This is a genomic window from Pseudomonas sp. BJP69, assembly GCF_007633355.1.
Classification (GTDB): Bacteria; Pseudomonadota; Gammaproteobacteria; order Pseudomonadales; family Pseudomonadaceae; genus Aquipseudomonas; species Aquipseudomonas juntendi.
On sequence record NZ_CP041933.1, the window covers coordinates 2,440,147 to 2,453,354 of the forward strand.

The 13,208-nt window shown below is 64.9% G+C and carries 12 protein-coding genes; 8 read left to right on the forward strand and 4 right to left on the reverse strand.

The genetic code is table 11. The features are described 5' to 3' along the window. Positions 1-178 precede the first annotated feature (178 nt). Entirely contained in the window at positions 179-1,090 is a 912-nt protein-coding gene (locus tag FPB55_RS11205) for a LysR substrate-binding domain-containing protein (protein WP_009682715.1), read from the reverse strand. Positions 1,091-1,150: 60 nt separating this feature from the next. Then, positions 1,151-1,813, reverse strand: a complete 663-nt coding sequence (locus FPB55_RS11210; RefSeq protein WP_144188160.1) for an HAD-IA family hydrolase — start codon at positions 1,811-1,813, stop codon at positions 1,151-1,153. A gap of 92 nt (positions 1,814-1,905) precedes the next feature. On the opposite strand from FPB55_RS11210, the gene lexA reads away from it, so the two are divergent. Genes lexA through FPB55_RS11230 form a run of 4 tightly spaced genes read left to right on the forward strand, consistent with a single transcriptional unit; the run spans position 1,906 to position 7,645 of the window. Continuing rightward, entirely contained in the window at positions 1,906-2,523 is a 618-nt protein-coding gene (gene lexA, locus FPB55_RS11215) for a transcriptional repressor LexA (RefSeq protein ID WP_029885416.1), read from the forward strand. Then, entirely contained in the window at positions 2,523-3,143 is a 621-nt protein-coding gene (imuA, locus tag FPB55_RS11220) for a translesion DNA synthesis-associated protein ImuA (protein WP_029885417.1), read from the forward strand. Before lexA ends, imuA begins: the two co-directional genes overlap by 1 nt. A 6-nt stretch (positions 3,144-3,149) precedes the next feature. Beyond that, positions 3,150-4,568, forward strand: coding sequence for a DNA polymerase Y family protein (locus tag FPB55_RS11225; protein WP_144188162.1), 1,419 nt, complete (start codon positions 3,150-3,152; stop codon positions 4,566-4,568). Then, complete coding sequence (locus FPB55_RS11230; protein WP_144188164.1) at positions 4,565-7,645, forward strand: error-prone DNA polymerase; 3,081 nt, start codon at positions 4,565-4,567, stop codon at positions 7,643-7,645. Before FPB55_RS11225 ends, FPB55_RS11230 begins: the two co-directional genes overlap by 4 nt. 57 nt (positions 7,646-7,702) lie before the next feature. Here the strand turns inward: FPB55_RS11230 and FPB55_RS11235 are convergent, their stop codons facing one another. Together FPB55_RS11235 and FPB55_RS11240 are read right to left on the reverse strand one after the other, a co-directional pair. Continuing rightward, positions 7,703-8,524, reverse strand: a complete 822-nt coding sequence (locus FPB55_RS11235) for an aldo/keto reductase (protein WP_144188166.1) — start codon at positions 8,522-8,524, stop codon at positions 7,703-7,705. After that, positions 8,512-9,417, reverse strand: a complete 906-nt coding sequence (locus FPB55_RS11240) for a LysR family transcriptional regulator (RefSeq protein WP_047149790.1) — start codon at positions 9,415-9,417, stop codon at positions 8,512-8,514. Before FPB55_RS11240 ends, FPB55_RS11235 begins: the two co-directional genes overlap by 13 nt. A gap of 140 nt (positions 9,418-9,557) precedes the next feature. Here FPB55_RS11240 and FPB55_RS11245 point away from each other — a divergent pair, with 140 nt between their 5' ends. The 4 genes from FPB55_RS11245 (at position 9,558) to FPB55_RS11260 (ending at position 13,110) form a co-directional block, all read left to right on the forward strand. After that, on the forward strand, positions 9,558-10,256 hold the full coding sequence (locus tag FPB55_RS11245) for a CoA transferase subunit A (protein ID WP_009682727.1): 699 nt from the start codon (positions 9,558-9,560) through the stop codon (positions 10,254-10,256). A 35-nt stretch (positions 10,257-10,291) separates the two neighbouring features. Next, positions 10,292-10,948, forward strand: coding sequence for a CoA transferase subunit B (locus tag FPB55_RS11250; protein WP_009682728.1), 657 nt, complete (start codon positions 10,292-10,294; stop codon positions 10,946-10,948). A 145-nt stretch (positions 10,949-11,093) separates the two neighbouring features. Continuing rightward, the gene (locus FPB55_RS11255; protein WP_029885422.1) at positions 11,094-12,512 is read left to right on the forward strand and encodes a TIGR00366 family protein; all 1,419 of its coding nucleotides are present in this window, start codon (positions 11,094-11,096) and stop codon (positions 12,510-12,512) included. A gap of 55 nt (positions 12,513-12,567) precedes the next feature. Further along, positions 12,568-13,110, forward strand: coding sequence for an XRE family transcriptional regulator (locus FPB55_RS11260; RefSeq protein ID WP_029885423.1), 543 nt, complete (start codon positions 12,568-12,570; stop codon positions 13,108-13,110). The last annotated feature ends 98 nt before the right edge of the window (positions 13,111-13,208 follow it).

Below are 13,208 nucleotides of genomic sequence, written 5' to 3' on the forward strand. Positions count from 1 at the left end.
CGCGCGGGCGGCGCTCGATCTCACAGGCGCTGCATATCTTCTGACAAACACCTGTCAGCCCTAAGGCGATCCCTGTGGGAGCTGGCTTGCCTGCGATGGGTCGCGGAGCGGCCCCAACTGCTCAAGTGGACAGCACTACGCTCCTGGTGCCGCCCTGCATCGGTGCCAGTGCAACAACCTAGCGCTCCAGGCTGTACATCCGGCATTCCGCCAGCAAGGCCAGCAGGTTCGGCTCCCGCTCCCGCGCCTTCAGAAACACCACGCCGATATGCTGCTGCAAACGGTACTGCGGCTGCAGGGCTATCAGCCTGACGCGGTTTTCGTAGACGGCCGCGATGCGCCCCGGCAGCAGGGCAAAGCCCACGCCCGAGCTGACCATGCTCAGCAGGGTGAAGATGTCGTTGACCTGCATGGCCACCTTTGGCTCGAAGCCGGCTTGCTGGAAGACCCGGGCGCCATCGCGGTGTGTGGCAAACCCTTGGGTCAGGGTGATGAAGGTGGAGTCGGCGAGGTCGGCCAGGTCCACCTCGGCCTGCTCGGCGAAGGGGGAGTCGGTGGGTACGGCGAGGAAGATGTCGTCGGAAAACAGCGGCAGTTGTTCGCAGGCCGGGTCGCTGACGCTCTCGTCCAGGGAGACGAGAATGGCCTCCAGTTCATGGTTTTTCAGGCGCTGCAGCAGGTCGAGGTTGGAGCCCAGGGTGAGGTCGATGTTCAGTTCGCTGCGCCGCAGCTTAAGCCCCATCACCAGCTTGGGCACGGTTTTTACCGTTAGCGAGTACAGCGCGCCCAGGCGAAAGCGCTCGGCATAGAAGCCGGCAGCTTCGCGGGTCTGGCGCACCATCTGCTCGGCGTCCTGGATCAGCAGGCGGGCTTTCTTTTCCAGTACGTAGGCGCTTTCCAGCGGAATCAGCTGCCGGCCTTCGTGCTTAAAAAGGGCGCAGCGCAGGGCGCTTTCCAGCGAGTGGATGGCACGGTGCACGCTGACCGAACTGGTGCACAGTTCGGCGGCAGCGCGGCTGAGGTTGCCGCTGCGCATGAAGGCGAGGAAGGTTTCCAGCTTTTTCAGGGTGAGTTCTTCGTCGATCAGCATGGGGTGGCCTGGGCAGCGCGGTGGTTGGGATGGCTAGGGCTTCAATGGTGCAGTCGAGGATCAAGCGCGCTGGCGTTGCTCGAGCAATGCCCATAACTGGGCGTCGTTGAAATCAGCGATGACCAGCTGTGCGCCCGCTGCCCGCAACCGCTCAGGCGTTTGCGTGGTGGCTACGCCGACGGTAAAGATACCGGCCGCAGTGGCTGCAGCCACCCCCGGCAAGGAGTCCTCGAAAGCCAGCGCCTGCCCGGCCGCGGCGCCCAGCCGCTGCAGCCCGGTAAGGTAGGGCAGCGGGTCGGGTTTGGGCCGGGCCAGCTCGTCGGCCACGACCACATGCTCGAAGCGCTGGGCCAAGCCCATGGCAGCGAGCATGTGCTCGGCATTGAGCCGCGGCGCGTTGGTGACCACGCACATGCCGATGGCGTGGGCCTGGGCATGTTCCAGCAGGCGCAGCAGGCCTGGCATGGGCTGCAACGCCGGCGACATCTCCCGGAACAAGGCTTCCTTGCGGTCGGCCAGCCTCGCGCACTGTTCGGTACTGGCGCCGGGGAACAGTTCGGCGAACAGCTCGCCATTGGCCCTGCCGCTGACCTGGGCCTCGAACTGGGCCTGGCTCAGCTCGCGCCCGCCATGGTCACGCAGCAGTTGGCGAAAGGCCTGCAAGTGCAGGCTGTCGGTGTCGGTAAGGGTTCCGTCGAGGTCGAACAGCAGGGCGGTGAGCATGGGGTATCCCGTTCAGAAAGACACAAGCCGGGGGATCATAACCAATGCAGACGACGAAGGGGTCTGTTCAGCACGCGGCGAAAGGAGTACAAATGTGCTCCATGAACAACCTTACCCCCAAACGCCGCGCCATTTTCGACTTCATCCGCGAGCGCATCAGCGACCACGGGCAGCCGCCGAGCCTGGCGGACATCGCCACGCGCTTCGGTTTTGCCTCGCGCAGCGTCGCGCGCAAACACATCACCGCCCTGTGTCAGGCGGGTTATATCGATGTTACCCCCAACCAGGCGCGGGGCATTCGCCTGGCCGACCCCCTGCGCCGGCCAGAAATGCTCGAAGTACCGGTGCTCGGCCAAGTGGCGGCAGGCGCCCCGATCGGCCCGGACCTGGGTATCCACGAGCAGTTGCTGCTCGACCCCAGCTTGTTCCGGCGCACCCCCGACTACCTGCTCAAGGTGCGTGGCGATTCGATGATCGATGACGGCATCTTCGACGGTGACCTGGTCGGCATCCTGCAACAGGCCGATGCCCGTGATGGCCAGATCGTGGTAGCCCGGCTCGACGGCGAAGTCACCATCAAGCGCCTGCAACGCGTGGGCAAGCACTACCGGTTGTTGCCACGTAACCCAGCCTATGCGCCTATCGATGTGCTCCCCACACAGGAGTTCTTCATCGAAGGCGTGTTCTGTGGCTTGCTGAGGCGTGACTGATGGGCGCGGTGGTCGACCTCGACCGGCTGTTGGACCAGCGCCGGGTATGGCGCGGCCGGCAGGCCCAGGCGCGACCGCTGGGCCTGCAGCCAACCGGCCATGCCGCGCTGGACGAACGTTTGCCGGAAGGCGGTTGGCCGGCAGCCGCATTGAGCGAACTGCTGTTGGCGAACCCGGGTTGTGGCGAATTGCAGTTGCTGTGGCCAACCCTGGCACGCCTGAGCGCAGAAGCCAGCCGCGTGGTGTTGGTGGCCCCGCCTTTCATTCCCTATGCGCCGGCCTGGCAGGCCGCGGGGGTAGACCTGCGCTGGCTGGTGCAGGTAAACGCCGAACCCGCTGACGCCCTGTGGGCCGCCGAGCAGTGCTTGCGCTCGGGCAGTTGCGCGGCAGTGCTGTGCTGGCCCGAGCGTGCCGATGACCGTGCCCTGCGGCGCCTGCAAGTGGCGGCGGAAACCGGCCAGGCGCTGGCCTTTGCCTGCCGGCCGCAGCAGGCCGCCCACAACCCGTCACCGGCAGCATTGCGCATCGCCGTGGATACCCGCCCAGCCCAATGGCGGGTGCTGAAAAGCCGCGGCGGCATGCCGCCGGCCCTGCCCATTGCCAGCCCGTGGCAGGGCTGATGCAACATGCTCTGGGCCTGCATCCTGCTTCCGCAACTGGCGTTGGACACCGTCCTGCGCGAGCGCGAAGACCCAGCCAACCCCCTGGTCATCATTGGCGGGCCCAGCCAGCGGCGGGTGTTGCAGGCAGTCAACCCGGCAGCGGCAGCACTCGGCCTGCGGGCCGGGCAAACCCTGACCGCTGCACGTGCGCTGGCCGATGGTTTCACCTGTATCGAAACAGACCCCAGGCGCATCGAGCGCATGCAGCAACTGCTGGCCGCCTGGGCCTACCGTTTCAGTGCCCAGGTCAGCCTGCATTACCCGCGTGCGCTGTTGCTGGAGGTGGGCTCAAGCCTGCAGCTGTTCGGCCCATGGCCCGTGATGGAAGCACGCCTGCGCCAGGAACTGGCTGAACTGGGCTTGCGCCAGCGCATCGTGGTGGCCAGCAACCCGGTGGCAGCGCGTATGCTGGCCAATGCCCACGATGGCCTGGTGGTCGCCGATGCCGAAGCCACCCGTAACGCGTTGCTGAACATGCCCATCCAGCGCATCGGCTTGCCGCCAGAGGCTGCCGAAGCCTTTATCGGCATGGGCTTGCGGCAACTCGGCCAAGTGCTGGCGTTGCCGCGCGACACCTTGGCCAAACGCTTTCCCGCCCAGGTGCAACTGCACCTGGATCAGTTGCTCGGCCTGCGCACCCTGGGGTTGGACTTCTACCTGCCGCCCGATCGTTTCGAGAGCCGGCTGGAGCTGAACTTCGATGTTGAATCGCACCAGGCGCTGTTGTTTCCGCTGCGGCGCATGCTCAACGACCTGGCCGCATTCCTGGCCGGTCGCGATTGTGGCGTGCAGCGCTTTTGCCTGCACCTGGAGCATGTCGAAGGCCCGGACACGTTGCTGAAGGTCGGCTTGCTGGCCGCCGAGCGCGACGCCGCGATGCTGTTCGAACTGGCCCGTGGGCGCCTGGAGCCGCTGCGTATTACGGCCCCGGTGCGCAACCTGCGGTTGGTCGCCGAAGACCTGCCAGCCTTTGTGCCACAACACCAGGCGTTGTTCGACCCACGGGCGCAACAGGCGCAACCTTGGGAACAATTGCGCGAGCGCTTGCGCGCGCGGCTGGGCGATGAGGCCGTCCAAGGCCTGAGCGCGGCCGCCGATCACCGGCCCGAATGTGCCTGGCAACTGGCAGAGCAGGGGGCGCTCGGGGGCATGCCGGTGGCCCCGGGCAGTCGCCCTGGTTGGTTGCTGCCCGCGCCGCTGGCGCTGGACGAGGTTGGCTACCGCTTGCTGGGCCCTGGCGAGCGCATCGAGTCGGGCTGGTGGGATGGCGGCGATGTACGCCGCGATTACTACCGCATCGAAACCCGCGACGGCCTGCGTGGCTGGGCCTACCGTGACCTGGGCCAGGCCGGCCCGCTTTGGTTGCAGGGCTGGTTCGCATGAACCCCGCCCCGTATGCCGAGCTGCATTGCCTGTCCAATTTCAGTTTCCAGCGCGGCGCTTCGAGCGCCGACGAACTGTTCAGGCGGGCCAAAGAGCAGGGTTACCAGGCCCTGGCGATCACTGACGAATGTACGCTGGCCGGTATCGTGCGCGCCTGGCAGGCGGCCAAGGTGCACCAATTGCCGCTGGTTGTCGGCAGCGAAGTGCAGTTGCACGACGGCCCCAAGTTGGTGCTGCTGGTTGCCGACCTGGCGGGCTACCAGAACCTGTGCGCACTGATTACCCGCGCCCGACGGCGGGCGGAAAAGGGCGACTACCAGCTTTTTCGGGATGACCTTCATCAGCACCATCACGGTTTGCTGGCCTTGTGGGTGGCGGGCGACAGGGGCGACACGGCCACCGGCCAGTGGTTGCGCGGGCTGTTTGCTGAGCGCCTGTGGTTGGCCGTGCACCTGCACCGTGGCAGTGACGATGCCCGGCACCTGCAGGGCCAGCAAGCCCTGGCGGCCGAGCTGGGTATCCGCGCGGTGGCCTGTGGCGATGTGCATATGCATGTGCGCGGCCGCCGGGCGTTGCAGGACTGCATGACTGCGATTCGTCAGCATTGCCAGGTGGCCGAAGCCGGGCGTTTTCTGTTTGCCAATGGCGAACGGCACTTGCGCAGCCCGGTACAACTGGCAGAACTCTACCCGCCCGAGATGCTGGCCGAGACCCTGGCCATTGCCCAGCGCTGCCAGTTCGACCTCGGCCAACTGCGCTACCAGTATCCACGCGAACTGGTGCCTGAAGCCCATACCCCGGCCACTTGGCTGCGTGCTCTGTGCGAGCAGGGCTTGCTCGTGCGTTGGCCACACGGGCCGAGCGCCAAGGTGCGGCAGGTGCTGGACACGGAGCTGGCGCTGATCGAAGAGCTGGGGTACGAAAGCTACTTTCTGACCGTGCACGACATCGTCGCCTTCGCCCGGCGCCAGCGTATCCTGTGCCAGGGCCGCGGCTCGGCGGCCAATTCGGTGGTGTGCTTCGTGCTGGGCATCACCGAGCTCGATCCCATGCAGCACCGGCTGCTGTTCGAGCGTTTTTTGTCACGCGAGCGCAACGAGCCGCCCGATATCGACGTGGATTTCGAACACGACCGCCGTGAAGAAGTGATCCAGTACGTGTTCCGCCGTTATGGGCGGCACCGTGCTGCGCTGACGGCGGTGGTCAATACGTACCATGCTGCAGGTGCCGTGCGCGATGTCGCGCGTGTGCTGGGTTTGCCCATGGACCAGGTCGATGCCCTGGCCAAATGCTGTGGCCGCTGGAGCGACCGCATACCCGACGAACAACGCCTGGCCGAGGCCGGGTTCGAAGCTGGCAGCCCGTTGTTGCGGCGGGTGCTGATACTGGCCGGCGAGTTGATCGGCTTCCCCAGGCACCTGTCGCAGCACCCGGGCGGGTTTGTCATCTCGCAGCAGCCGCTGGACCAGCTGGTGCCGGTGGAAAACGCCGCCATGGCCGAACGTACCGTCATCCAGTGGGACAAGGACGACCTCGACATGGTCGGCCTGCTCAAGGTGGACGTGCTGGCGCTGGGCATGCTCAGTGCCTTGCGCCGTTGCTTCGACCTGCTGCAGCGCCACCGTGGCCGTGAACTGACCCTGGCGACCATCCCCAGCGAAGACCCCGCCACCTACGCCATGATCAGCCGCGCCGAGACCATGGGGGTATTCCAGATCGAGTCACGCGCGCAAATGGCCATGTTGCCGCGGCTGCGGCCCAACACCTTCTACGACCTTGTGATCGAGGTGGCCATCGTGCGCCCGGGGCCAATCCAGGGCGACATGGTGCACCCCTACCTGCGCAGGCGGCTGAAGCAAGAGCCGGTGACCTACCCGTCGCCAAAACTGAAGGAGGTGTTCGAGCGCACCTTGGGTGTGCCGCTGTTCCAGGAACAGGTGATGGAGCTGGCCATGGTCGCAGCCGACTATTCACCAGGCGAGGCCGATCAGTTACGGCGCAGCATGGCCGCCTGGAAACGCCATGGCGGTCTTGAACCGCACCGCCAGCGCTTGCTGCAGGGCATGTTGCGCAATGGCTACGAGCTGGCATTCGCCGAGCGCATTTTCGAACAGATCAAAGGCTTCGGCAGCTATGGTTTTCCGGAGTCGCATGCCGCCAGCTTTGCCTTGCTGTGCTATGCCAGCAGCTGGCTCAAGTGCCATGAACCGGCCATTTTCACCTGCGCCCTGGTCAACAGTTGGCCCATGGGCTTCTACAGCCCCGACCAACTGCTGCAGGAGGCGCGTCGCCAGGGCATCGAGGTACGGCCGGTGGATGTCTGCCACAGCGAATGGGACTGCACGCTGGAGCCGGATGCCCAGGGCACCTTGGCCTTGCGCATGGGCTTGCGCTTGGTCCGGGGCCTGGCCGAAGCCGACGCCAGGCGCCTGGAGCAGGCCCGGGCGCAGCAGCCATGGCGCGACGTGGAAGACCTGTGCCTGCGTGCCGGGCTGGCCACCCGCGCGCGGGCCTGCCTGGCGGATGCCGGCGCGCTTCGCGCCTTGGCCAGCGACCGGCATCAGGCGCGCTGGCAGGTGGCGGCCGTGCAGGCGCAACTGCCGCTGTTTGCCGATGTACAGGCCGTGCCGGAGGTGGCGGTGCAGTTGCCGGCCCCGACAGTGGCGCAGGACCTGGTGGCCGATTACCAGGCATTGGGTACCACATTGGGGCCGCACCCGTTGACCTTGCTGCGTACGCGTCTGCGGGCACTGGGCTGCCGCAGCTCTGCAGAACTGCAAGGCCTGGAGCATGGCGACAACATCGCCGTGACGGGGCTGGTGGTAGGGCGGCAGCGGCCGCAGACCGCCAGCGGGGTGACGTTCGTCACCCTCGAGGACGAACACGGTATGGTCAACGTGGTGGTATGGCGGGCGCTGGCCGAGCGGCAAAGGCGGGCGTTGGTGGGGGCGCAGTTGCTCAAGGTCAGCGGGCGGCTGGAGCAGCAAAATGGCGTGCGCCACCTGATAGCACGGCGCCTGGAAGATGTGACCGCGCTGTTGCAGGGGTTGGACGTGCGTAGCCGCGACTTTCATTAACTCCGCGGGCTACCCCGCGGCGGCGCGGCCACGCATTCACGAAAATGCCCTGGCGGACTACACCATCGCCAAGCGCTGCTTGCGGGTGGGCGCCGGGAAGGCCAGGTCGATTGCGCGCAGGTCTTCGCGGGTCAAGGCCAATGCACCCGCTGCTGCATTCAGCCGAACATGCTCGGGCGCCACGGCTTTGGGGATGGCAATGAGGCCATCATCACGGGTAACCCAGGCCAGGCAGACCTGAGCCGGCGTGGCACCATGGCGCTCGGCTATTTCTGCCAGCACCGGGTGCTGCAACAAGCGCCCGGCCTGGGCCAACGGGCAGTAGGCCATGGTCGGTAGCGCGCGTTGTTGGCACCAGGGCAGCAAGTCGAATTCGATGCCCCGCTGGGCCGGGTTGTACAGCACCTGGTTGGTGGCGCAGGCAGGGTTGTTCAATTCGCGCAGGTCGTCGATATCGAAATTGGAAACGCCCCAGCGCTTGATCTTGCCCTGCTCGCGCAAACGCTCGAAGGCGTCGACGGTTTCTTCCAGCGGGTGCTGGCCCCGCCAGTGCAGCAGGTACAGATCGATGCACTCGGTACCCAGGCGTGCCAGGCTGCGCTCGCAGGCGCTTGCCATGCCCTGCCGCCCGGCATTGTGCGGGTAGACTTTGCTGACCAGGAACACCTGGTCGCGGCGCCCGGCAATGGCCTGGCCAACCACGGTCTCCGCACCGCCTTCGGCATACATTTCGGCGGTGTCGATCAGGCTCAGGCCCAGCTCGATACCCTGTTGCAAGGCCGCTACCTCTGCCGCCTTGCGCCCAGGGTCTTCGCCCATGTACCAGGTGCCTTGGCCAATGGCCGGCACGCTCGCGCCTGCCAGTTTCACGTAACGCATGTCACCTCCGGGGGCTGTGTATTGGACAGTAGAACTTCAAGCAACGCCTGGGCTGCAGTGGACAGTTTGTGCTCGCTCAGGGCAATTACCCCAATGCGCCGCTCGACCGTGGGTTCGACCAGGGGCACGCAGCGTGCACCCAGTTCCTGCATCTGGTTGATGCACAGGGCCGGCACCGCGCTGACGCCCAGGCCGCTGGCAACCATGCGGCCGATGGTCGCCAGTTGGTGGCTTTCAAAAGCCACGGCCAGTTTGCCGTGCTGGGCGGCAACATTCTGCTCCATCAACAGGCGTACCGCCGACGGCCGCTGCAGGGCCACGAAATCTTCGGCCATCAGTTGCGCCCAACTGACCTGTTTCAACAACGCCAAGGGTGAGTCAGCGGGCACCACTGCGACAAAACGGTCCATGTACAGCGGGTGGAAGTGCAGGCCGTCGGTATTGTCCGGCTCGAAACCAATGCCCAGTTCGACTCGGCGGTGGCGCACCAGTTCCTGCACCTGTTCGTTGATCACATCGTGCACGGTGACGTTGACCTTGGGGTAGCGTTGGCGGAAGACCTTGAGCGAATGGGGCAGCAGGTTACCGGCGAACGACGGCATCGCCGCCACCGAGACCCGGCCCAGTTGCAGGGTGAAGCGTTGCCGCAGCATCTCTTCGGTATCGTCCCAGTCGGCCAGCAGCCGCCGCGCCAGCGGCAGCAGCACTTCGCCTTCGGCCGTCAGGCTGACGCTGCGGGTGGTGCGGCTGAGCAGGGCGCCGCCCAGGTTCTCTTCCAGGGCCTTGATGGTCAGGCTCAGGGCCGGTTGCGATACGTGCAGGTGTTCACCGGCCTGGGCGAAGCTCTGGTACTTGGCCACGGCGACAAAAGCGCGCAGTTGCTTGACGTTCATGACGGGCCTATCGTTTATTTTGCGAAATTTATCAATCGATGATGAAAACAAAATTAACAAATCAGTCGCTTGCGGTGAAGATGGCTACACACGCTCACCGACAGCCTCGTCGGTTCAACAACTACAAAAGGCGGATCAGCATGGCCGGACTGGACAAGCGCGTTGCAACCTACGAACAGGCCCTCGACGGGCTGACCGACAACATGACGGTACTGGCCGGTGGTTTTGGCCTGTGCGGCATTCCGGAAAACCTCATCAGCGAAATCAGGCGCCGTGGCGTCAAGGGCCTGACCGTGGTCTCCAACAACTGCGGGGTGGACGGCTTTGGCCTGGGGGTGCTGCTGGAAGACCGGCAGATCCGCAAGATGATCGCCTCCTACGTGGGCGAAAACGCCGAATTCGAGCGCCAGTTGCTCAGCGGTGAACTGGAAGTGGAGCTGACACCCCAAGGCACCCTGGCCGAGAAAATGCGCGCTGGCGGCGCCGGCATCCCGGCGTTCTTCACCGCCACCGGCTACGGCACGCCGGTTGCCGAAGGCAAGGAGGTTCGCGAATTCAAGGGCCGCAAGTACATCCTCGAAGAGTCCATCACCGGTGACTTCGCCATCGTCAAGGGCTGGAAGGCCGACCATTACGGCAACGTGGTGTACCGCAACACCGCGCAGAACTTCAACCCGCTGGCGGCCACTGCCGGCAAGATCACCGTGGTCGAAGTGGAAGAAATCGTCGAACCCGGTGTGCTGCTGCCGAGCGAGATCCACACCCCAGGCATCTATGTTGACCGGGTGATCGTCGGCACCTTCGAAAAGCGTATCGAAAAGCGCACCGTCAAGGCCTGAGCGGCCTCCACCAGAACAACAAAGAGATCCTGACCATGGCACTGACCCGCGAACAGATGGCGCAACGCGTCGCCCGTGAACTGAAGGACGGCTACTACGTCAACCTGGGTATCGGCATTCCGACCCTGGTGGCCAACTATGTACCCGCTGACATGGATGTGATGCTGCAATCGGAAAACGGCCTGCTCGGCATGGGCGAGTTCCCCACCGAAAGCACCCTCGACCCCGACATGATCAACGCCGGCAAGCAGACCGTCACCGCCCGCCGGGGTGCCTCGATCTTCGACTCGGCGCAGTCGTTCGCCATGATTCGTGGCGGCCATGTCGACCTCACCGTGCTGGGTGCGTTCGAGGTAGACGTGCAGGGCAATATCGCCTCGTGGATGATCCCGGGCAAGCTGGTCAAGGGCATGGGCGGCGCCATGGACCTGGTGGCGGGCGCCGAGAACATCATCGTGACCATGACCCACGCGTCCAAGGACGGCGAGTCCAAGCTGCTGGCGCAGTGCAGCCTGCCGCTGACCGGTGCCGGTTGCATCCGCAAGGTGCTGACCGACCTGGCCTACCTGGAAATTGAAGACGGTGCGTTCATCCTGCGCGAAACCGCACCAGGGGTGAGCATCGAGGAAATCGTCGAGAAGACTGCCGGCAAACTGATCGTGCCGGATGATGTGCAGGAAATGACGTTCTAAGGCGTTACGCCACCCAACCCTGTAGGCGCAGGTTGCACCGCTGAGTGTGTCGGTACATTACCGGCATGGTCGCGAGTCAACCTGTACCTACAGGGTTTTTGCGTTGTCTGTTTCACCTCATAAAACCAATAAAAGGAATGCCACTGTGGCCGCTGAAATTCAAGACAGCCGTAGCGCGCGCTTTGCCTTGCGCTGCTCCAACTGGGCCGAACGCTGGTTCCCCGACTCCTGGGTATTCGCCGCCTTGGCGGTGCTGCTGGTGTGCATCGGCGCGCTGGCCATGGGGGCCAAGCCGACCGACACCGCCAAGGCCTTTGGCGATGGTTTCTGGAGCCTGATTCCGTTCACCATGCAGATGGCTTTCGTGGTCATCGGTGGCTATGTGGTCGCCAGTTCGCCACCGGCGGCACGCCTGATCGACCGCCTGGCGCGTATCCCTGGCAATGGCCGCTCGGCCGTGTGCTGGGTGGCACTGATCTCGATGCTGGCTTCCTTGCTCAACTGGGGCCTGTCGCTGGTGTTCGGTGGTTTGCTGGTGCGCGCCCTGGCGCGACGCACCGACCTGAAGATGGATTACCGTGCTGCGGGTGCGGCCGCCTACCTGGGCCTGGGCGCTGTGTGGGCACTGGGCCTGTCTTCGTCGGCGGCGCAGCTGCAGGCCAACCCGGCCAGCTTGCCGCCTTCGATCCTGTCGATCACCGGCGTCATCCCGTTCACCGAAACCATCTTTCTGTGGCAATCCGGGGTAATGCTGGCGGCGCTGGTCATCGTCTCGCTGGTCATCGCCTACGCCACGGCACCCGGGCCGAACAGCGCACGCAGCGCCGAAGCGTGTGGCGTGGACCCCAGCTTCACTGCACCGGCGGCACCCCAGCGCACCCGCCCCGGTGAATGGCTGGAGCACAGCCCCATCCTGATTCTGCTGCTGGTCGCCCTGGCTGCCGGCTGGCTGTACCAGGAGTTCGCTACCAAACCGGCGATTACCGCCATCTCCGGGCTCAACACTTACAACCTGTTGTTCATCATGCTCGGTGCCCTGTTGCACTGGCGCCCGCGCAGTTTCCTCGACGCCGTGGCGCGCGCGGTACCGACCACCACGGGGGTGCTGATCCAGTTCCCGCTGTACGGTTCGATCGCGGCCATTCTCACCCAGGTGAAGGGCGTGGACGAACAGACCCTGGCCCACCACATATCGTTGTTCTTCACCCAGATCGCCACCCACGACACCTATGCCTTGCTGATGGGCGTGTATTCGGCGGTGCTGGGCTTCTTCATCCCGTCGGGCGGCGGCAAATGGATCATCGAAGCGCCCTACGTGATGCTAGTGGCCAACGACCTGCAATACCACCTGGGGTGGGCGGTGCAGATCTACAACGCGGCAGAGGCCTTGCCGAACCTGATCAACCCGTTCTACATGCTGCCACTGCTGGGCGTGCTGGGGCTCAAGGCACGCGACCTGATCGGCTTTTCCTTTGTGCAACTGCTGGTGCATGTGCCGCTGGTGCTGGTATTGCTCTGGGCGCTGGGCACCACGCTGCAGTATGTGCCACCGGTGATGCCATGAGCGGCGGCTCCACGTATCATGCCCGGGCTGCCTTGGCCTGGGAAACACGCGTCACATGTCTATCCGATTGAAACTGCTGCGCAAGAAACTGGGAATGACCCTGGAAATGCTGGCCGAAAAGACCAGCATGACCAAAAGCTACCTGTCCAAGGTCGAACGTGGCCTCAACACGCCGTCGATTGCTGCCGCCCTGAAGCTGGCGCGCGCATTGAACGTGAATGTCGAGGAACTGTTTGCCGAAGAGCAGGCCGGCCAGAGCCGCTATAGCCTGGTGCGCCACGGCGAGCGCCAGGCGCTGGTGGGTGACGGCCAGGGCCCCGGCTATGCGGCGTTGACCAGCCAGGTGGGGCAGCGCAGCCTGGTACCGTTCCTGATCCAGCCGCCTTCGGAGTTTAGCGACCCGACCTTCAAGGAGCACCAGGGCGAAGAGTTCCTGTTCGTGCACGCGGGCCAGGTGGAGGTGGACTTCATGAACGAGCGGGTGCTGCTGGAGCAGGGCGATGCCTTGCATTTCAACGCGCAAACCCCGCATCGCCTGCGCTCGGTAGGCGCGCAGCCGGCGCAATTGCTGGTAGTCGTTCACCATGCCGAGGAATGAGCCGGGCAGGGCGCTGTTGCAGGCCTGCCTGAACCTTTCACTTTCTCATCCGTGAAACGCTGGCATCCAGCAGCTGGCTGGATGCAGCACTTCCTGTC

Coding starts and splice junctions, on each gene's coding strand:
- FPB55_RS11210 (WP_144188160.1), bottom strand. CDS start 1,813: ATGCTCACCGCCCTGCTGTTCGACCTCGACGGAACCCTTACCGACACC.
- FPB55_RS11230 (WP_144188164.1), top strand. CDS start 4,565: ATGAACCCCGCCCCGTATGCCGAGCTGCATTGCCTGTCCAATTTCAGT.
- lexA (WP_029885416.1), top strand. CDS start 1,906: ATGTGCTCCATGAACAACCTTACCCCCAAACGCCGCGCCATTTTCGAC.
- FPB55_RS11250 (WP_009682728.1), top strand. CDS start 10,292: ATGGCACTGACCCGCGAACAGATGGCGCAACGCGTCGCCCGTGAACTG.
- FPB55_RS11225 (WP_144188162.1), top strand. CDS start 3,150: ATGCTCTGGGCCTGCATCCTGCTTCCGCAACTGGCGTTGGACACCGTC.
- FPB55_RS11205 (WP_009682715.1), bottom strand. CDS start 1,090: ATGCTGATCGACGAAGAACTCACCCTGAAAAAGCTGGAAACCTTCCTC.
- FPB55_RS11240 (WP_047149790.1), bottom strand. CDS start 9,417: ATGAACGTCAAGCAACTGCGCGCTTTTGTCGCCGTGGCCAAGTACCAG.
- FPB55_RS11235 (WP_144188166.1), bottom strand. CDS start 8,524: ATGCGTTACGTGAAACTGGCAGGCGCGAGCGTGCCGGCCATTGGCCAA.
- imuA (WP_029885417.1), top strand. CDS start 2,523: ATGGGCGCGGTGGTCGACCTCGACCGGCTGTTGGACCAGCGCCGGGTA.
- FPB55_RS11260 (WP_029885423.1), top strand. CDS start 12,568: ATGTCTATCCGATTGAAACTGCTGCGCAAGAAACTGGGAATGACCCTG.
- FPB55_RS11245 (WP_009682727.1), top strand. CDS start 9,558: ATGGCCGGACTGGACAAGCGCGTTGCAACCTACGAACAGGCCCTCGAC.